Here is a 19540-nt window from a genome sequence, read left to right as displayed (position 1 = left end):
CAGGGCCGCTGCCACGCGGTGGATGACCTGCACGTAGCGGGGCTTGACGACGGTGGCGGCCGGGTCGAACAGGCCGTCGCCGCGCAGGATGACGGTGCTGCGGTCGGCCTCGTCGCGCACGCTGACCAGGCCTTCGCGGATCTCGGGCTCCAGGAACTGGCGCAGCCGCGGCTTGAGTGTGGCGACGGTGGCGGCCGCCGAGGTGCGCGGGAAGCGGATCTCGTTGATGGCGGCGAACAGGTCGTCCGAACTGTTGGACAGCCGGTAGCTGAACCACAGGTAGATGAAGAACGCCAGCAGCAAGGTGATGGCCGCGGCCACCCACAGCGGCACCATGGCCCAGGGCGGCGAGGCCAGGCGCTGCACGCCACGCCAGTGCACGGACAGCAGGCTGCTGCGGTCGCCGCGCGTGGATTCGATGAGCTGCAGCAGGCGCGCCTTCAGCGTCTCCAGCTGGGCGCGGCCGTTGTCGATCACGCGGTAGCGGCCTTCAAAGCCCAGCATCACGCAGTAGTACAGCAGCTCGATCAGGTCGATGTGCTGGTGCGGCGTCTGCACCAGGCGGGCCAGCAGCTGGAAGAACTTCTCGCCGCCCCAGGTTTCGTTGTGCAGGGCGACCAGCAGGCTGTGCTTGGGCCAGACGCCGGCACTGCCCCAGGGCGTCTGGGCGGCGGTTTCGTCCAGCACCGTGCAGATGCAGTAGCGTGCACCGATGATGGTTTCCATGGGCACGCCGCTGGCGCCTGCGCGCTGCTCGAATTCGCGGATGTGCTCGAGCAGCAGTTGTTGCAACGCGCGCGGGTCCTCGTTGGTGACCATGGCGCGGATCTGGGGGATGAGGTTCAGCAGCCGGTTGGCGGCGGCCACCAGCGGGTTGCCGCCGCTGACCACGTCGGGCAGGTTGGAGCGCAGCGGCTCCTGGCCGGCAGGCGCAGGCGCGGCGCTGGCCGCACCTTCGGCACGGCCCGTGTCGGCGTCGCCGCCCCAGGGCATTTGGTGGCTGATGTTGGAACTGTTCATGTCGGAAGATGCGTCGCGCCGTCAGCGGCGGATGGCCCAGAACTCCAGTTGCAGGTCGGGGAATTCGCCGGAGACGTGCATGGCAAGGCCGCCGGAGCTTTGCAGCTGGTTCCACAGATCGTGCGTGGTGTCCACCTCGAAATAGTTGTAGCCCGCGTGGTAGGGAATCTCGCGCGGGGCAATGGGCAGGGGCCGCAGCGTGACGCCGGGCAGGTGCAGATTCACCAGGTCGCGTATGCGCTCCACTGGGCCCAGCTTGGTCTGGGTGGGGAAGTGGGTGCGCAGGAATTCCGGCGTGGTCTGGGCATGGGCGGCCAGCACGAAGTCGCAGGTGGTGAGCAGTTCGGTGGACGGGATCAGCGCCACGCGCACGCCGTACTGGCGGTCGTGCAACGGGATCTGGATGGCGTTTTGCTCCAGCACCGAGGACAGGCTGCGCCGCAGCTCCAGCATCAGCGGCGGGAAGCTGCGCCGCAGGTCGTCATGGTCGTAGGCGGGCAGCACCTCGGGGCGGCGGCGCTCGTGGTCGAAGGTGGTCAGCTCGGCGGCCAGGCGCAGCAGTTCCTCGAACAGGCGCTCGGGGTGGATGCTGGCGGTGCGCACCCAGTGCTGGGCTGCGCCCGTCCAGTGGTTGATGAGCTGCAGCAGCAGGAAGTCGCCGACCTCGCCGATGCCGCCGCGCTCGGGCTGGATCATGCGCTGGGCCAGCACTTCGCCGCGCTGGCGCAGCAGGCCGTGGATTTCCTTGCAGAAGGTGTTGAGCACCGAGCTGGGCCCGTTGTTGACCACGGTGGGGATGAAGCCGGGCTCCAGCAGCACGCCGCCGCTGGCCTGCCGCTCCACCACATGGGCCACGGGCAGGCTGACCCAGCCTTCGGTCAGTTCGTGGGCGGGGCGCAGGCTCAGGCGCAGCCGGCCCAGCTGCACCTCGGCGGGCTGGGCACCCACGTCGTTGCTGTCCGCCACTTCGGTCACGTCGCTGAGATAGCGCGCAGGGCTCTGGGAGCCTTCGCCAAAAGTCACTTCGCTGCCCGAGAAGCGGCGCAGCGGCAGCGCCAGGTGGACCACCACGTCCTTGAAGTCCTTGCCGATGTCCAGCGGGGTGGGCGCCTCGTCGTCGCCCGGCAGCTGGAACGGCGTGCCGTCGGGCAGCACGCCGTGGGCCGAACGGATGCCCAGCTTGCCCATGCGCAGCAGATCGGTGTCCAGCTCCAGTTCCGAGAAGCCCCAGAAAAAGGGCTGCCCCGGCAGGCTGCGTGACTGCAGTTGCCGGAACAGGAAGCGCTCCTGCTGCTGGAAGTGCTGGGGCCGAAGGAACATGCCCTCGGCCCAGATGACTTTGCGTTGCCAGACCATGGTGGATAGATGTGCGTTTATTGGGATGCGGGTTGAATGCGGACGGTGACCTCTTCGCGGGTCAGGTGCACCTGGTAGCGCACGGGCTGCAGCTTTTCGGTGGAGCCCATGCCCCACCAGCGCCTGCGCAGCTCCACGGAGTTGGGCGCGACGGCGGAGGCGCGCCAGGTGCTGCGCTCCAGATCGCGGTAGGCGGCGAACAGGCCGAAGGCGCGCACATCGGGGTTGCCCTTGCGCTCTATGACCTGGCGCTGGCCGGGCGCGACCAGGAATTCCTCGCGCCGCACGAAGTCGCTGCCCAGCTGGCCGTCGTCCTTGTCCTGCAGGTCGAAGAAGCCGGCGCGGTCGAAGGCGGCGGAGGCGCGCAGCTCGTAGATGCGCAGCAGCACGGGCTTGGGAATACCTTCACGGTCCGGGTTGATGTCCATGTCCGCCACCACTTCGAATATGGCGGTGGGCACGGCTGTGGGCGCCACTTCGGGCGCGCGGCTCAGGGGGTTGAGGGAGCCGCAGCCGGCCAGGCCGGTCACCACGGCCGTGCCCAGGCCCAAGGCGCCCAGCGTTTGCAGCGCCTGCCGGCGCCCCTGCGGTTCCTGTGATCTCCACATGGCTTCTCCTGTCTCGATGTCAGTCATTGGTTTCACGCGCGCAGATCCACACCGTCAGCGCGCTGAGGTTGTCCTGGTGCGGATTGCCGCTGGATACGACGCGGCCGACCATGCGCTGTATCCATTCGTCGGGGCGCTGGCTGGCGGTCAGCAACTGCTCCATTTCCGACTCGTGCATGCCTTCCCACAGGCCGTCCGAGCACAGCAGGAAGACATCGCCGGCCTCCAGGGCCACGGCGTCGGCGCGGATGCTGGGCGGCACCTGGCCCTCGGCGCCAATGGCGCCTGCCAGCACGTTGCGGTTGGGCAGGCGGCGCGGGTCGTTCTCTTCGTACAGGCCGGCGTGCAGCAGCTGCTGCACCAGGCTGTGGTCTTCGGTGCGCAGGTGCATGCGGCCCGCACGGAACCAGTACAGGCGCGAGTCGCCCCAGTGCGCCCACAGGGCCCGGCCCTGCTCGGGATCGATGCACAGCACCACCACGGTGGCGCTCATGTGCATGCGCGAGGCCGAGGTGGACTGCTGGCCGCTGACGCGGTGCTCCGCCTGCGAAATCAGGGAGGCCAGGCTGGCGGGGGCGAACAGCGGGTTCTCCCGGAAGCCTTCCAGCACGGCCTGGACCGTGAGCTGGGCGGCGAGCTCGCCGTGCCCGTGTCCGCCAGCGCCATCGGCCAGGGTGCAGCACAGGCCGCCGGCGCCCAGGTCCATCAGGCCCATGGCGTCTTCGTTGCTGGAACGCCTGCCGCTGTGGGAGGCGCTGGCCACCTGGATGCTGTAGCGGTGGCCGGCTCCGTCGAGGTAGGCGATCACGGCTGGCCTTTCACGGACTGCTCGGCGTTTTCGTAGGCCTCGACGAAGGTGCGGCCAGAGAAGGCCATCAGGTCGTCCTCGGCATGGCGGCGCAGCACGTCGAAGTTGTGCTTGTAGTCGTCCCACAGGGCGGCCTTGCGGCCATTGGTCAGCAGCTTGTCCAGCAGGCCGGGGTTGGTTTCTGTTCGGCGCTCCAGCTCGGTCGGATCGAACCGGGTCAGGGCCTCGGCATAGGCGGCGCGGATGCCGGCCATCAGGGCCAGCTGGTGCACATGCAGGTCCTGGAAGGCGTCCTGCATGGCAGGCAGCGGCTTCATGAAGCCCGGGAAGGTCTGGTGGACCATCTGCATGAGCACGCCCTCGGAATTGGGCAGGAACTTGAGCGGGTTGTTGGCGCCCGTGGCAATGATGGTCACGCCGGCGCGGAACTCGCGCTTGATCTCGGAGCGCGCGGCCAGCAGGTCGATGGTTCCCTGCACGGCAATGCGCAGGGCTTCGCCGAAAGTGCGCATGAATTCCGGTGTGACCTCGAAATGGGTCTTGGCCGGGTTCAGGCCTGCGCCCTCCATGAAGGCGGCGGCCAGTGCCTGCAGATCGGCGTTGGCGGCCGGCTGGGGCTGCACGGGAATATCGACAGGCGCGGCTGTGGAGGGCAGGGCGCCGATGGGGATGGCGGCGTCGCCCTGGCCGAGGATGCTGGAGGCCGCGGGGATATTGACGTTGATGCCTGTGTCAAGGGGGGCCGAGGCAGCGGCAACGGCAGCCCTGGCGACGGGCGCAACATGGGCAAGACCGGACTTGAAGAGGTCCAGATCCAGTCCATTGGTGGGCAGCAGACCGTCCAGCGCGGCCGGCTCGGCGGGGATCTGGGGCACGGGCGCCGGGGCAGGCGCGGCAACCGGAATGTCCTGTGCCTGCGCCGGCGCCTCTACCTGTACAGGAAGCTGCTCCTGCACTGCAGGAATCACGGTATCGATCACGGGCGGGAGTGCGGGCTGGGCCGGTGCTGCCGCCTCCTGCGGTGGCACCGGCTCTGCGGGCTGTGCATGCGACTGCATGCGCGGCAGATTGAAGGCCTGGCCCAGTTCGGAGCCCCGGCCCGAGGCCTGCTGCAGCGGCTGCGCATCGGGGGGCAGTCCACCCTGGTCGAACAGCGCAAGCGGGTCGAGCTTTTGGGATTGCTCGAAGCACGAAGGCAGGCCGGTATGGGAGGCATCATGCAAGGCCTCGGTGCTCAGGCCCTTGAGCGGCAGGGTGTGGACCATGCCGTCATGGCGCTGCTGTATCAGCTCGCCCGTGCCTTGCGATGGCAGGCCGGCCCAGCCTTCCTCCTGCTGCCGAGCCTGCTGGGGCGGCGGAGCAAAGGGGTCGAAATCATTGGGGATCAGCAGGGGGCGATGCTGCGGCTTGGCGGGCTGCGGCATGGCCAGTGCAGCCTGCTCGGGCGGGACGGCGCTCTCGATCGAAGGCACGGCAGGGGTCTGGATGGCATCCAGGCTCAGTGCCGTCAGGCCTTCCCAGGGATCGGCGATGCCGGGGGCGGCGGCAGGCAATATGTCTGCCAGCGGCGCTGCCTCTGCCAGCGGCGTTGCTTCCGGCAGCGGGGGCTGGGCAGCGACGGGAGGCGGGACGATCTGGGGCTGCGGGGCGGCTGTGGCGGGTGGGGCCGCTGCCTGCGTTGCTTGCGCGGCATGCGCGTTTTGCGCGTTTTGCATTGCAGCCGAAGGCGGTGCCTCGAAAGGCGTGCCCGGCGCCACGGCGGCCAGGGTGTAGGCGCCGATACGGATGCGCGCGCCCAGGGGCAGGCCCACTTCCTGGCCCGAACGCACGGGCTGCTCTGCCACCCAGATGGGATCACGCTCGCTCAGGTTCGCAACAAAGGCTCCCTCGGAATCCAGCCTGACCATGGCGTGCACGCGCGCGACGGAAGCGTCCGGGTCCGAGATGATGAGCTTGTTCTGGCCACTGCGTCCGATCGTGCCGCCGGCCATGCCGAATACGGCATGCCAGTGGCGATCGACCGGAACGCCATCGTGGTCCACGACCCTGAGTTCGATTTTGTCCATGGAGTCTTAGGCTAGGCAGTTTTCAGGAAGCGTCGGGATGCCTCAGGAGGCTTTGCGCGCGGGCGCAGGGCGCTTGTTGCGCAGCGCGGCACGGGCGTTGTTGAACTCCCGGCCCCAGATGGGATGGCCCTTTTCGGCCTCGGTCAGCTGGAAGGTGGGGTCCAGGGCCAAGGCCATGTCGAAGTGCTGGCGGCAGGGCTTGCGGCGGCCTTCCACGCAGTGGCTGAAGGCGATGTACTTCAGCGCCTTGACCTGGCTGCTCATGGGCAGTTCCTGCGCGGTGGACAGGGGCGTCAGCGCCGTGATGGCGTCCTCATAGCGGCCGTCCACATAGAGCTGGATGGCTTCGACCAGCTCCTGCTCCTTGATCACCACGGGGTCCACGGGCTTGACGGGCTCCGGAGGCTGGACCACGGTCGGGGCCGGCTCGGGCTCCACGGGCTTGGGCGCGGTTTCACACGCGGCCAGGCCGAAGGCAACGGCCAGGGCAAGGGTCAGGCGCTGGATGGAGTGAGGAATATTCAGGGTCATGGACATGGTCAGCGGGCATCAAAGTCATGGGAAAGGGTCACCGACTGGCCGTCGGTGATGCGGATCACCTGCCGATAGCTCTCGAAGCCGGGATTGCGCAGCTCCACCGTGTGGGAGCCTGGCGCCAGCTTGAGCAGCACGACGGGAGGGGTGACGCCGGACGGCTTGCCGTTGATCAGCACATTCGCCCAGGGGCTGACCCTCAGGCGCAGGTTGTGATCTGTCCGTGGCGTCTCAGACCGTGCTGCCAGCGCGGCGGAGCGCGCTGGAGCAAGGCCGGGTGTCAAGGCGGTGATCGAGGTGATCACGCGGCTGTTCAGTGCAAAGCCGCCGGCCGTGGGTGCCGCAGACGCCGTGCGCAGCCGCTGCGCGGAAGGGCAGCGCTGGATCCAGCGGTCCTGGGCGCGGCTGTAGGCGTCCCGCCACGGCGTACCCGTAGTTTCGTAGGCTTGCAGTGCAAAGCCCGGGTGTGCGGAGAACGCGGAGTCGAAGGCCGCCTCGCAGCGCGCCCATTCCTTGTGCGTGCAATAGGTGTAGGCCAGGTACTTGTGGGCGGAGGCCCGCTCCATGGGATCGGCCAGCCCGCCAAACAGCGCCGCCTGCAGCGCACGCTCGGCCTGGGCCAGGTCGCGCGCCTCGAACAGCGCAATGCCCTGCGCCAGCTGCGGGCGTCCTGCCGAGCCGGTTTGGGCCGGCGCTGCCTCTTCGCATGCCGCCTGGGAATGCGCCAGGCAGGGCAGGCCGAGCACTGCAGTGCACAGCATCCATCGCCAGCGGTGGTTCATCAGTCGAGCCATGGGCCGCGCTCATTCGAAAAGATGGTTCACGGTCACCGACTCGCCCTTGGTGACCGTGATGGTCTTGGTCACCGTGGAGGCCGCACCCGGGTTGCTGATGTCGATGCGGTACTCGCCCTCTGGAAGCTCCATCTGGGTCAGCGGCGGGCTGGTCCGTGCCGGGGCGCGGTTCACGGAGACATAGCCCCAGGGCACGACCCGGAACACCACCTTGCCCGTGGCCGCTGCGGGCTTGACGGGGCGGGCGTCGGTCTTGGGCGGCTCGGTGGGCAACGGCTCGGACCCGGTGGCCACCGTGACGGGGACGACGGGCGTGCTCTGCTCGGGCTGCGAAGGGGCAATCTCGGGCAACGCGGCCTGCTGCTCGGGCGAGGTCATCGGCTGCACCTGCTCCGTGGAGGCCAGCGAGGCCTCGTTGAGCAATTGCTTGAGCAGCGCCTGGGCCTCGGTGCGGTGCTGTCCTTCGGGGAAGCTGTCCAGGTAGTCCTGCAGGCGGGCCAGGCTGGACTGGCTTTGCGCCTGCTGCCAGGCCAGGCTGTCGCGTGCTGCCAGGGTCTTGGCGCGTGCCTGGTCCTGGGAATGGTCGTACCACAGCACGCCGCCGCCCGCGATGGCAGCCAGCACCAGGGCGCCGATGGCCAACGGTACGGCCATGCTGCTGCGCCTGGCCTTGGGCGCAGCCTGGGCCCCCGCAGCTGGAGGCCGGGCAGCCGCAGGCTTGGCCTGGACGGCCGGCGCTGCGGCGGGCTGCTCGGGAACGGGTGCCGGTGCTGAAGCCGGAGCCTGAACCGTAGCCTGAGGCGCCGGCATGCCTGGCAGTGCCTGGTCGATGTCGATGAACGGCCCGTTGCCCAGGCCCATCGGATCGGCGGCAGAGGCCTGGGGCGCAGATGGGGATGCCATCTGAGGCGTGGCCATGGCAGCAGGCGTGGGGGCCGGTGACGCCGGGGCCACGGGTGGAACCGTTGCAACAGGCGGCACGGGCAGCACAGGTGCCACAGGTGCCACAGGTGCAAACGGCATGACCGTCGCCACGGGCGCAACCTGCGGGGTGGGTGTGGGAACGTAGGTTTCCGTGATCGGCAGGAACCGGGGTGCCTGCGCCGATGCCGACTCGCTGGCCATGGCGGCCTGAACGGCCGCAGGCGTCGTGATCGGGATATAGATGGGGCTGGGGCTGGGCTCCACAGGCGCAGGCGCCGCCCGGTTTTCGGCAGACAGGCCCAGCAGGCTGCGCAGTTCGGCAATCGACTGGGGCCGGTCCTGCGGGCGCACGGCCAGGGCTTTTTGCATGCCCTGCAGGAAGGCGTCGGAGTAGCCGGGAACCTGCTCGGAAGTCAGCGGCTGCATGGGGTCCGTGACCATGCGCGCCACCGAGGTGGCAGGAGTGCGGCCCGTGGCGGCCTGGTGAATGAGGGCGCCGACCTGGTAGATGTCCGTCCACGCGCCCTGGGGCATGGCGCCGTCGTCCACGTACTGCTCGATGGGCGCAAAACCGGGCTTGAGCACCATGGTCAGCGCCTGGGTCATGTCGCCGATGATGCGGCGCGCGGCACCGAAATCCAGCAGCACGGGGCTGCCATCGCGCTGCACGAAGATGTTGTCCGGCGCGATATCGCGGTGGAAGCAGTCCTGTGCATGCAGGACCTCGAGCACATCGAGCAGCGGGGCCAGCAGGGTGCTGAGCTGGGCCTGGTCGATGCGGCCCGACGATGCCTGCAGCACGCGGCCCAGCGTCTGGCCCTCGTAGTGGCGCATCACCATGTAGGCCGTGCCGCCGGCTTCGAAGAATCGGTAGACATGCACCAGGGTGGGGTGCGAGAAGCGCGCCAGCAGGCGGGCCTCGTTGATGAAGCTGCGCAGCCCGGCGTCGAACGCGCCACGGTGCTGCGAGCGCACATGCACCTGATGGGAGCTTTGCCGCCCGGCCAGGGCCGAAGGCATGTACTCCTTGATCGCGACCTCGCGGTCCAGCGAGAGGTCACGGGCCTTGTAGACGATGCCGAAACCGCCTTCGCCGATGACATCGAGCACGCGGTATTCGCCAATCTGGACACCTGCCGGAAGGCAGTTGGTCGAACATGCTGCTTCGCTATCCATGCAATCCCACCCAAGATGTTGTTTCACACCCTGGCGGGCGATGTCTGTCGCGCAGCCAGGGTGCCGAACCTGTTCGAGGCCATTGGTCAAGGAGAAAGCCGGCATCACACCGGCAATCTGTCTCTGTACCCGTTGGTTTTCCTCAATCAGCCTATTGTCTGAAGCCAGGGGCCAAAGACGAGCGTCATGGATTCGTCATGAATACAAGATCGTATTTCAATCGGACTCCGAATGCGGCGTGAGTGTAGCTTGAGTTCCGCAAAAAGCCATGACACGAATCGAATGGATATGAGGTGGATACATTTTTTTTCAGATGTATCCGCCGTAACAATTCAGTCTGCTCAATTGTTTGTATTTTGCCGGCCTTATCCACTATCATCGCGGCTCCAACAAAGGAGGGCGGTTCACGACAGTGAGGATAGCAGGCGATTGTCAATACATTCCTTGACCATCCAGGGTATGCGCCGCACTGATCTGAATCACGTGTTAAGTGAATCGGTTTCGTGCGCTCTACCCGAGAGTGGTTTCCCCTTTGTTCGCGTGTGAACTATCCGATGCAATCAGGCTATTGGGTTGCATGCGAACGTTTAATCCATTAGTTCGAGAGGTGTGCAATGTCCGTTGATATGTTCATGAAGGTCGAGGGCGCCAGTGGCGAGTCCCAGGATTCCAACCACAAGGGCTGGACCGACATCGACTCCTTCACCTGGGGTGCTACCCAGCCCAACACCATGTCCAGCGGCGGTGGTGCCGGCGCCGGCAAGGTGAGCTTCCATGACCTGAACGTCATCGCCAAGGTGGACAAGTGCTACCCCGCCGTGCTCAAGCACTGCGCCACGGGCAAGCACCTGGGCCAGGTCGACATCTCGCTGTGCAAGGCCGGCGGCTCGCAGATCGAGTTCACCAAGATCACCCTGACCGACGTCATGGTGACGAACGTGACCGTCAGCGGCGCCAACTCCTCTGACACCGTGACCGTGAACTACTCGTTCCAGGCTGCCAAGGTCAAGACCCAGTACTGGGAGCAGACCAACCAGGGCGGCAAGGGCGCCGAGAGCCAGATGGGCTTCAACATCAAGGAAAACCGCGAAGCCTGAGCTTCCTCCCGCAGCTGCGTTGCTGCGGCAACCCGCGCCGGACGCGTCTGGCGCGGGTGTTGCCGTGGACGTGCGGGAATATGGCCTCCATCTATCGATGGAGGCTTTTCAGTATGGAAAGCCGAAATCGGGCTGTTGAAGGAATATTGGGGAGACGTGCCTTGAGGCCGCGTGGGTAACCGCGTGTCTGGCTGGTTTTTGTGTCATTTTTTTGACGTGGTCCAGCTTTCCATTCCTGTCAAAAGCTGAATGTCGTTAGGCTTGTCAATCTTTGACAAACACAAAAACCCATGGCTGCGGGCATGGGGAGTCGACTTGCTCGCTGCACTATCAATGTGCAGAAAATTTCTGATAAAAATGAAATGCCGTGGATATGCGCAGGATTACCGCGCGTGGGTTCCTGTGTCTATTGATCAGGCACATTGAATGCCTGGTGCCGGGGCCTGCGAACCGTTGTGGTGCGTTTGGCCCATACTGCGGCGAGTGGCGGAGCATACACGAACATCGGACGTTGTCGAGAATATTTTTGCCGGTCCAATTATTAAAACGCAATTCGTTTCTTTAATAAATTCCACTGCCAACTTGTGTACAAGAGAGAGTACTAAATGCGTGAATGGACCATTGCCCATTGCCGGCGTGCAAACCCGTCAGAGAGATTGCAGCAGCAATCGGCGTATACCCTGTCACCGGCCGCAAATCTGCACGGTGCCGCAGGCATGGCTTCGCTCTTTTCCACCGCCCTGCGCCGGGTCCTGGCTGGCCTTGGCTGTCGCCAACGGCAGGGGCGGTGTTCTCCAACCGGCATGGCAGTCGCATGAGCATCGCGGTTGCCTCCCCGCCCGTGTGCGAGACGCGCCAGGGGCCTGCAAGCAGCGCGCACTCGCTGGCCGCGCAGATCTACGCTTGCCTGAAGAACGACATCTTCGACTTCCGCCTGCTGCCCGGCGACCGCTTCAGCGAGGGCGAAATCGCCACGCGCATGCAGGTCAGCCGCACGCCTGTGCGCCAGGCGCTGTTCTGGTTGCAGCGCGATGGCTATGTCGATGTGCATTTCAAGAGCGGGTGGCAGATCAAGGCCTTTGACTTCAAGTACTTCGAGGATCTCTATGAGGTGCGAACCCTGATGGAGACCAGCGCCGTGGCCAGCCTGGTGGGCGAATCGCTGAAGTCATTGCAGCCGTTGCGCGAGGTCTGGTGCGTGCCCGAGGAGCAGCGCGAGACCGACCCCGCCGTGGTGGCCTCGCTGGACGAGGCCTTCCATACCGGCCTGGTGGCCGCGACCGGCAACCAGGAGATGGCGCGCATCCACCTGGACATCACCGAGCGCATCCGCATCATCCGGCGCCTGGATGTCATCAAGCTGCCGCGGGTCTCGGCAACCTATGACGACCATGCCGCCATCCTCGCGGCCATCGAGGCTGGCGATGCGGCGCGGGCCCAGTCCTGCCTGAGGGAGCACATCGCCGACAGCCGGGCCGAGGTCAAGCGCATCACGTTCTACATGCTGCAAACGGCGCGCGAGCGCTATGGCGCCCTGACGCAGATGGCCTGAGGGCCGCAATGTGTTGCTGGAGGGCCTCTTCTGAGGCCCTTTTTCATGGCCGGGCCGCCGCGGGAAGGCGGCGGACATTCGTTCCCGCGCAGCAAAGCCTGCAAGTCGCGGGCAAGGGGCTTGCTTTTCCCCGCATCGCTGCGTCGGCGTCCCGGTAGTCTTCCTGCCAAACCGTGGACGGGCCTCGCGCCCGCGCCATCTGCCAACTCACAGGGAAGAGAACATGAGCATCAGAACCGACAACCTGAACGTGCAAAGCCTGCTGGCCCGCGCCCAATCCAAGCTCAACATCAGCACGACGCAGGCGGCTTCGGATTCGGCCGGCAAGAAGAGCGCTGCGGAGACCAGCGCCACCAAGACGGAAAGCACCAAGACCGAGACCACCGAAGCGGAGAAGGTGCGCAAGCTGGCGCCGTCGCTGACCAAGGCGCACGAGCGCATTGCGGCCCAGGCCCAGGCGGGATCGACTTCGCTGTCGGCGTTGGGGCAGTTCAAGTCATCCCTGGTGGACCTGGCCTCGGCGGGCAAGGATGTGGCCGCGCTCTCGGCCACCAGCACCACCCAGTCGGTGCAAGGCGCGCTGGAAAAGCTGGTGGCGCGCTATAACTCCAGCGTTGCCAAGGGCAGCGTGAGCGCGGCGGCCGGCTCTTCCACCGATGTAGGTGCCACCCGCGCCCTGCGCGAGTTGCGCTCGGCCATCATGAGTGTCACGGGCAGCGCGACCGCGCCCAGCCTGGGCAAGCTCGGCATCGTCCAGCGCCAGGACGGCACGCTGGCGGTGGATGCCAAGGCCCTGGAAAAGTCCATGGCCGCCGATGCCGCCGGCGTGACCTCGGCCCTGGCCGGCATTGGCAAGGCGGTGGAGAACAGCGCCAACTCTGCGCTGTCCACGGGCAGCCGCCTCAGCTCGTCGATGGCCAGTCTGGGTGACCGGGTCAAGACGCTGCAGCAGCAGCAAAGTGCGGTGGTTGCCACGGCCGAGAAGCTGGGCGACTCCCTGGTCGGTTCGGCCAACTGGAACCGCATGGTGCTGGACGCCTACCTCAAGAACTGATTTCGGCACCATCCCCGCCCTGCATCCTGCTCCCGGAAAACATGAAAAACCTGCGCATCGGCCTCCGTCTCGGAGGCGGCTTCACCATTCTTTTGCTGATCATGCTGTTGATCAGTGTCACCAGCATCGTCAGCATGGGGCACATGGCCCGCTCGACCACGGAAATCACCGAGGTGGCCCTGGCCAAGGAGCGGATGATCAGCGACTGGTTCCGCAACATCCACTCGGGCTCGCGCCGGACCACGGCCATTGCCAAGAGCAGCGATCCCTCGCTGGCCACCTTCTTTGCCGAAGACGCGGCCGAGTCCTCGCGCCAGTCGGGCAAGCTGCAGGACCGCATCGAGCCGCTGCTGCAGACGCAGGAAGAAAAGGACATCTGGGTCGAGATCAAGAAGGCGCGCGCCGGCTACCTGGCGGGCCGCGACGTGGTGACCAAGGCCAAGGCCGAAGGCCGTGCAGAAGATGCCGAGCGCCTGTTCACCCAGGAGTACCAGCCCGCCACGCAGCGCTATATAGAGATCGTGCAGCGCCTGCTGGACATGCAGCGCGCCGCCATAGACAGCTCCGCCGCGGAAGTGCAGGTGCGCTTTTCTGCCAGCCGAGCCACCATCATCGCCGTGGTGTCCCTGGCGGTGGTGCTGGGCGCGCTGGCCGCATGGTGGATCACGCGCGGCATCACCGGGCCGCTGGCCGAAGCCCTGCGCGTGGCGCGCACCGTGGCCAACAACGACCTGACCAGCCGCATCACCGTTGATTCGCGCGACGAAACCGGCCAGTTGCTGCAGGCGCTGCGCCAGATGAACGACAACCTGGCCCAGGTCGTGGGGCAGGTGCGCTCGGGTGCGGACAGCATCGCCACGGCTTCGGGCGAGATCGATGCGGGCAACCAGGACCTGTCCTCGCGCACCGAGCAGCAGGCCAGCTCGCTGGAGCAGACGGCTGCCGCCATGGAGGAGCTGACCAGCACGGTCAAGCAGAACGCCGAGAACGCACGCCAGGCCAATCAGCTGGCCGCTTCGGCATCGCAGACTGCGGTGCAGGGCGGCAAGGTGGTGGCGGGCGTGGTGGACACCATGGGCGGCATCAGCGAGTCCAGCCGCAAGATTGCCGACATCATCGGCGTCATCGACTCCATTGCCTTCCAGACCAACATCCTGGCGCTGAACGCTGCCGTGGAAGCGGCACGTGCCGGTGAGCAGGGCCGTGGCTTTGCCGTGGTGGCGGGCGAGGTGCGTGCGCTGGCCCAGCGCAGCGCCTCGGCGGCCAAGGACATCAAGGACCTCATTGCAGATTCCGTGTCCAAGGTGGACGCGGGTACGCGCCAGGTGGCCGAGGCCGGCCGCACCATGGACGGCATCGTGCAAAGCGTGCAGCAGGTCAGCGACCTGGTGGCCGAGATCACGGCCGCCAGCCAGGAGCAAAGCAGCGGCATCAACCAGGTGCACCAGGCGATTTCGCAGATGGACACGGTGACCCAGCAGAATGCCGCGCTGGTCGAGGAGGCAGCAGCTGCGACCGGCTCGCTCAAATCCCAGGTGAATCAGCTGGCGGCCGCCGTGAGCGTGTTCCGCATCGACGGCGTGGCGCCGGCCCGTGCAGGGACAGGAGCGGCTTCGTCTTCAGTGCCTGCCGCGCGCGCGCCTTCTGCGGCAGCGCCCATGCGTCCTGCGGCCAGACCGCTGGCCGCGTCCGCCCCTGCTGCTGGCACTGCACCCGCTGCTGCCGCACGCAGCGCATCTGCTGCCCCAGCGCCCGCCGCAAAGCTGCCTGCCGCCAGGCAGACCGTGGCGGCCAAGGGCAATGACGACGGGGACTGGACTTCGTTCTGAGTCCGCCCGGCTCCGGTTGAGTTCTGCCGGGTTTGGCCGAGTTCAGCTACTTGGGGGCGCCCAGTTGGTACTTGGAGCCCTCGCCCTGGCCATCGGAGATGGCGGCGGCCTGGCCGGCAGCAGGGTTCACGCCGCCGGCATCTTCCTTGTTCGTGGCTCCTGCGCCGCTTGCGGGCTCCGACGCCTTGGCGGGCAGGGGCGCGGCTGGCGGCAAGGGCTCGTGCGGATCCTCCTTGGCATGGGGCATGACCTGCTCGGCCATGATCACGGGCTGGCCCAGCAGGGGCTTGTCCGGCGGGGGCTGGTTGAAGCGCGGCACTTCGGCCATGGGAAATCCCGCGCGCGTTGACGAGGTCTCGCCCGAGCAGGCGGCCAGCGTCAGCAAAGAGGTTGCGGCGACGCCCAGGGCCAGCCGTCTGGCGAGTGTCGTGGCCTGCACAAATTCATGGGGCATGGTTGTTCTCCGATGTCGATCTTCCGGCCGACATGCTCCCATGTGTCCAGGACTGGTGGCGTAGGTCCATGCCGGATTCCCGGTGGCAGGCCACCGCGATCCTTGCTCAGGGCTGGCTGCCGCTGGCCTTCCACGATCCATCGGACTGCTTGCAGAACCAGAAGCGCCAGTTTTCCGAGGTCTTTTTCAGGCGCACGTCGGCCGACAGCAGGCGGCAGCTTCCGGCCGAGCCGGTCTGCACGGTCTGCTGCGGCTGCAAGGCCATCGTCACGCGCTGGTTGGTACGGTTCGGGCCGCTGGTCCATTCGGTCACGGAGCCGTCGGCGGCCTCGTTGAGCACCTTGGCCACGGCGGCCTTTGCGTCGGGCAGGTCCCTGGCGGGAATGCGTGCGGCGATGGTGTCGTTGAGGAAGATCGACGCTGCGGCATTGGCGCTGGTGGACACCAGCGAGGCGGCGGCGGCCAGCGATGCGACGGTGAGGGCAAAGGTTTTCATGCAATGGTTCCTGGAGTGTGGGCCGACGACCGCAGCGGGATGTCGGAAGGAAAGTATCGGGCCATGTTAACGGCTGCCGTGGTAGCGCCGTGCGTCGCGCACCGCTGAAACCAGCGCGGACTGCGGCCGAGTGTGGTCGAGTGCTGCCGAGGGCCGCGCAAAACCGTTACAGTCCCTGGCGGATTCCTTCGTCCATTTCCGCCAGAAATTCCACTGCATGCCACGATCTTCCAGCCACCAGACCACCCAGCGCTTTGCCGTTCCATGGACGCTTGTTGCAGGCTTTGGTGCAGCGGCCCTGGCCACCCTGGTCATCGCCTTCGTCAATTTCCGGTCGTCCGAGGCGCGGGGCCAGGCCGTGAATGCCATGGACCGCACGACGCTGGCCATGCGCCAGCTCAGCCAGCTCAATGCCTCGCTCAAGGATGCCGAAACCGGACAGCGGGGCTTTCTGCTGACGGGTGACCAGGCCTATCTGCAGCCCTACCAGCAGGCGCGCGATGTGCTGCAAAAGCAGCTGGAGGCGCTCAAGGCGCGCACGTCCAGCGACTCCGTCCAGCACCGGCTGCTGGACCAGATCGAGGACATCTCGACCCAGAAGCTGCGCGAGCTGCAGGAAACCATAGACTTGCGCAAGGCCGGCGACCTGGACGCCGCCATGGCCCTGGTGCGCCTGGACGTGGGCAAGAACGCCATGGACCGGCTGCGCGAGTTGATCGATGATCTCTACACCCGCCAGACCCGTGAGCTGGAGCAGCGCCGCCAGCTGTGGGTGGAGGCCTCCACCACCTCGACGTACTACTCCTGGGGCGGCTCCATCATCTTGCTGGGCCTGATCCTGGCATCGGCTGCGCTGACGGTGCGCGAGTACCGCGTCAAGGCGCGCCAGTCTTGGGTGACGTCCGGTCTGTCCGGCCTGGGCCAGCAGTTGCAGGGCGACCGCCGGCTGGAAGACCTGGGCCAGAAGGCACTGGAATACCTGGCCACCTACCTGCGCGCCGAGGTGGGCGCCGGCTATGTGGTGGACTGCGCCGACGGCGGTCTGCGCCTGTTCGGCGGCTATGCCTTGCCGCGCGAGCGCCTGCAGCACAAGCTGCTGCCCGGCGAGGGCCTGGCGGGCCAGGCGGTCGCCTCGCGCAAGCTGCTGCATGTCAGGGACGTGCCCGCGCAGCACCTGCCGATTTCCTCGGGCACAGGCCAGTCCAGCCCGTTGCAGCTGATGGTGGCGCCCGCCATGGAGAACGGCGAAGTGTTCGCCGTCATCGAACTGGGCTTTCTGCGCGGGGTGAGCGAGGCAGAGCGCAGCCTGCTGGAGCGGGCGTCCGAAATGCTGGCCGTGGCCATCCGCTCGGGCCTGGACCGTTCGCGCCTTGAGACCTTGCTGGAAGAAACGCGCCGCCAGTCGGAAGAGCTGCAGGCCCAGCAGGAAGAGCTGCGCGTGAGCAACGAGGAGCTGGAGCAGCAAAGCCGCATCCTGCAGGAGTCGCAGACGCAGATGGAGCACCAGCAAAGCGAGCTGGAGCAGACCAATGCCCATCTGGAGGAGCAGACCCAGCAGCTGGAGTACCAGCGCGAGCAACTGCTGCGCGCCCAGGGTGCGCTGACCGACAAGGCGCACGAGCTGGAGCTGGCCAGCCAGTACAAGAGCGAGTTCCTGGCCAACATGAGCCACGAGCTGCGCACGCCGCTGAATTCCACGCTGATCCTCGCCAAGCTGCTGGCCGACAACAAGCCCGGCAACCTGCAGGCCGATCAGGTCAAGTACGCACAGACCATTCATGCGGCGGGCAGCGACCTGCTGGCGCTGATCAACGACATCCTGGACCTGTCCAAGATCGAGGCCGGCCAGGTCAGCGTCCTGGTGGAGCCCATGACCATCGCCACCGCCTTGCAGGCGCTGATGGAGCCGCTGCGCCCCATCGCCCGCGAAAAAGGCCTGGAGCTGACATGGACGGTGGACCCCGGCGTGCCGGCCTCCATGCAGACCGACCCCATGCGGCTGGCCCAGGTGCTCAAGAACCTGCTGTCCAACGCGCTCAAGTTCACGGCCAAGGGCTCGGTCGACCTGCAGGTGTCCCGCGTACCCGGGGGCATGCTGGCGTTTGCCGTGCGCGATACCGGCATCGGCATTGCCGAGCAGCAGCAGCAATTCATCTTCGATGCCTTCCGCCAGGCGGACGGCAGCACGCATCGCAAGTTCGGCGGAACGGGCCTGGGCCTGTCGATCTCACGTGATCTTGCCGGGCTGCTGGGCGGCACGCTGACCGTCTCCAGCACGCCAGGGCAGGGCAGCGTGTTCACGCTGACCGTGCCTGTGATCCTGGAGCTGGTGGAGTCTGGCCAGGCCTTGGCTGCCGCGCCGCTGCCCCGCCCGGCGCGGGAATCGCTGGCGAATGCGCAGACGCAGACACAGACGCAGGTGCCGGTGTCATCGCCCGCGTCCGTGCCCGCCGTCGCCTCGGCCCATGTCGCGCCGGCTGCGCCCGCGTTCGCGCCGGCCATGTCGCCAGCCATGTCTGCGCCGATGCTGTCGCCTACCTCGTCCGCGGCGAATGCCTTGCGAAAGAGCGGGCAGAGCGGGCGCCGCATCCTCGTCATCGAGGACGATCTGCGCTTTGCCGACATTCTTTCCGAGCTCGCGCGCGAGATGGATTTCGAATGCGATGTGGCCAACACCGCGTCCGACGGCCTGGCCATGGCGGCAAGCAACCAGCCCAACGCCATCGTGCTGGACATCAACCTGCCCGATTTCTCGGGCCTGGGCGTGCTGGACCAGCTCAAGCGCAACCCCGTCACGCGCCACATTCCCGTGCACGTGGTCTCGGTGGCCGACTATTCGCAGGAGGCCATGGGACGCGGCGCCGTGGGCTACGCGCTCAAGCCCGTCAAGCGCGAGGAACTGGTCCATGCCCTGAAGCGGCTGGAGGCCAAGTTCACCCAGGACCTGCGCCGCGTGCTGGTGGTGGAGGACGACGAGCGCCAGCGCGAGAGCGTGCGCCACCTGCTCAGCCGCAGCGACGTGGACATCGTCTGCGCGGGCACGGCGGCGGCGGCGCTGGAGCATCTGCGCGGCGCCACCTTCGACTGCATGGTGATGGACCTGAACCTGCCCGACATCAGCGGCTACGAGCTGCTGCAGCGCATGACGGACCAGGACGATGTTTCCTTCCCGCCTGTCATCGTCTACACGGGCCGCGCGCTCTCGCGCGATGAAGAGCAGCAGCTGCGGCGCTTTTCCAAGTCCATCATCATCAAGGACGCGCGCTCGCCCGAGCGCCTGCTCGACGAGGTCACGCTGTTCCTGCACCAGGTGGAGTCCGAGCTGTCGGCCGAGCACCGCCAGATGCTGCAGGTGGCACGCAGCCGCGAGTCGGCGCTGGAAGGGCGCACGGTGCTGGTGGTGGAGGACGATGTGCGCAATGTGTTCGCGCTGTCCAGCATCCTGGAGCCCACGGGCATCCGCGTGGAGATCGCGCGCAACGGGCGCGAGGCGCTGGAAACCCTGGAATCGCGGGGCACGGCGCAGGCCGGCATCGACCTGGTCCTGATGGATATCATGATGCCCGAGATGGATGGCTACACCGCCATGCGCGAGATCCGCAACCGCCCGCAATGGCGCCGCCTGCCCATCATCGCCCTGACCGCCAAGGCCATGAAGGACGATCAGGAGAAATGCCTGGCCGCCGGTGCCAACGACTACATCGCCAAGCCGCTGGACGTGGAGAAGCTGCTGTCGCTGGTGCGGGTGTGGATGCCCAAGTAGCAAGGAGGA

At 66.7% G+C, this 19540-nt stretch carries 15 protein-coding genes; 5 read left to right on the top strand and 10 right to left on the bottom strand.

Going from position 1 to position 19540, the window contains the following annotated elements; genetic code table 11:
* The 8 genes from icmH to JHD82_RS18435 form a co-directional block, all read right to left on the bottom strand.
* Window positions 1-1020 (bottom strand): type IVB secretion system protein IcmH/DotU (icmH, locus tag JHD82_RS18470; protein WP_199138007.1); only part of this gene is annotated, 1020 nt, incomplete at its 3' end.
* A 21-nt stretch (window positions 1021-1041) separates the two neighbouring features.
* A complete protein-coding gene (tssK, locus tag JHD82_RS18465) occupies window positions 1042-2376 on the bottom strand; it encodes a type VI secretion system baseplate subunit TssK (protein ID WP_012205669.1) in 1335 nt (444 codons plus the stop codon).
* A gap of 17 nt (window positions 2377-2393) precedes the next feature.
* On the bottom strand, window positions 2394-2984 hold the full coding sequence (tssJ, locus tag JHD82_RS18460; protein WP_065346972.1) for a type VI secretion system lipoprotein TssJ: 591 nt from the start codon (window positions 2982-2984) through the stop codon (window positions 2394-2396).
* Window positions 2985-3003: 19 nt separating this feature from the next.
* A complete protein-coding gene (locus JHD82_RS18455) occupies window positions 3004-3792 on the bottom strand; it encodes a PP2C family serine/threonine-protein phosphatase (protein WP_199137998.1) in 789 nt (262 codons plus the stop codon).
* Entirely contained in the window at window positions 3789-5858 is a 2070-nt protein-coding gene (gene tagH, locus JHD82_RS18450) for a type VI secretion system-associated FHA domain protein TagH (protein WP_199137996.1), read from the bottom strand. The genes JHD82_RS18455 and tagH overlap by 4 nt, the downstream gene beginning before the upstream one ends.
* 42 nt (window positions 5859-5900) lie before the next feature.
* Window positions 5901-6395 (bottom strand): TssQ family T6SS-associated lipoprotein, encoded by a 495-nt coding sequence (locus JHD82_RS18445; protein ID WP_012205665.1) that lies wholly within the window; start codon window positions 6393-6395, stop codon window positions 5901-5903.
* 2 nt (window positions 6396-6397) lie between these two features.
* Window positions 6398-7186 carry a PEGA domain-containing protein gene (locus JHD82_RS18440; RefSeq protein WP_199137994.1) on the bottom strand — a complete coding sequence of 263 codons (789 nt, stop codon included), beginning with the start codon at window positions 7184-7186 and terminating at the stop codon, window positions 6398-6400.
* Between the two features lie 9 nt (window positions 7187-7195).
* Window positions 7196-9286: a serine/threonine protein kinase gene (locus JHD82_RS18435; RefSeq protein ID WP_199137992.1), complete on the bottom strand. Its 2091-nt coding sequence runs from the start codon at window positions 9284-9286 to the stop codon at window positions 7196-7198.
* A 614-nt stretch (window positions 9287-9900) separates the two neighbouring features.
* On the opposite strand from JHD82_RS18435, the gene JHD82_RS18430 reads away from it, so the two are divergent.
* The 4 genes from JHD82_RS18430 to JHD82_RS18415 all read left to right on the top strand — a co-directional run bounded on the left by JHD82_RS18430 (window position 9901) and on the right by JHD82_RS18415 (window position 14818).
* Entirely contained in the window at window positions 9901-10383 is a 483-nt protein-coding gene (locus tag JHD82_RS18430; RefSeq protein ID WP_013802370.1) for a type VI secretion system tube protein Hcp, read from the top strand.
* 814 nt (window positions 10384-11197) lie between these two features.
* Window positions 11198-11935 carry a GntR family transcriptional regulator gene (locus JHD82_RS18425; protein ID WP_013802371.1) on the top strand — a complete coding sequence of 246 codons (738 nt, stop codon included), beginning with the start codon at window positions 11198-11200 and terminating at the stop codon, window positions 11933-11935.
* Window positions 11936-12158: 223 nt separating this feature from the next.
* Window positions 12159-12989 carry a flagellar filament capping protein FliD gene (gene fliD, locus JHD82_RS18420; RefSeq protein WP_199137990.1) on the top strand — a complete coding sequence of 277 codons (831 nt, stop codon included), beginning with the start codon at window positions 12159-12161 and terminating at the stop codon, window positions 12987-12989.
* A 41-nt stretch (window positions 12990-13030) separates the two neighbouring features.
* Window positions 13031-14818, top strand: a complete 1788-nt coding sequence (locus JHD82_RS18415; RefSeq protein WP_199137988.1) for a methyl-accepting chemotaxis protein — start codon at window positions 13031-13033, stop codon at window positions 14816-14818.
* A gap of 46 nt (window positions 14819-14864) precedes the next feature.
* Here the strand turns inward: JHD82_RS18415 and JHD82_RS18410 are convergent, their stop codons facing one another.
* Window positions 14865-15272 carry a hypothetical protein gene (locus JHD82_RS18410; protein WP_199137986.1) on the bottom strand — a complete coding sequence of 136 codons (408 nt, stop codon included), beginning with the start codon at window positions 15270-15272 and terminating at the stop codon, window positions 14865-14867.
* A 106-nt stretch (window positions 15273-15378) separates the two neighbouring features.
* Window positions 15379-15768, bottom strand: a complete 390-nt coding sequence (locus JHD82_RS18405) for a hypothetical protein (protein WP_012205657.1) — start codon at window positions 15766-15768, stop codon at window positions 15379-15381.
* A gap of 217 nt (window positions 15769-15985) precedes the next feature.
* On the opposite strand from JHD82_RS18405, the gene JHD82_RS18400 reads away from it, so the two are divergent.
* Window positions 15986-19531 (top strand): response regulator, encoded by a 3546-nt coding sequence (locus JHD82_RS18400; RefSeq protein WP_199137984.1) that lies wholly within the window; start codon window positions 15986-15988, stop codon window positions 19529-19531.
* The last annotated feature ends 9 nt before the right edge of the window (window positions 19532-19540 follow it).

This window comes from Delftia sp. ASV31 (assembly GCF_016428765.1).
Taxonomy (GTDB): domain Bacteria; phylum Pseudomonadota; class Gammaproteobacteria; order Burkholderiales; family Burkholderiaceae_C; genus Comamonas; species Comamonas acidovorans.
This window is presented reverse-complemented; position numbering and strand designations above follow the sequence as displayed.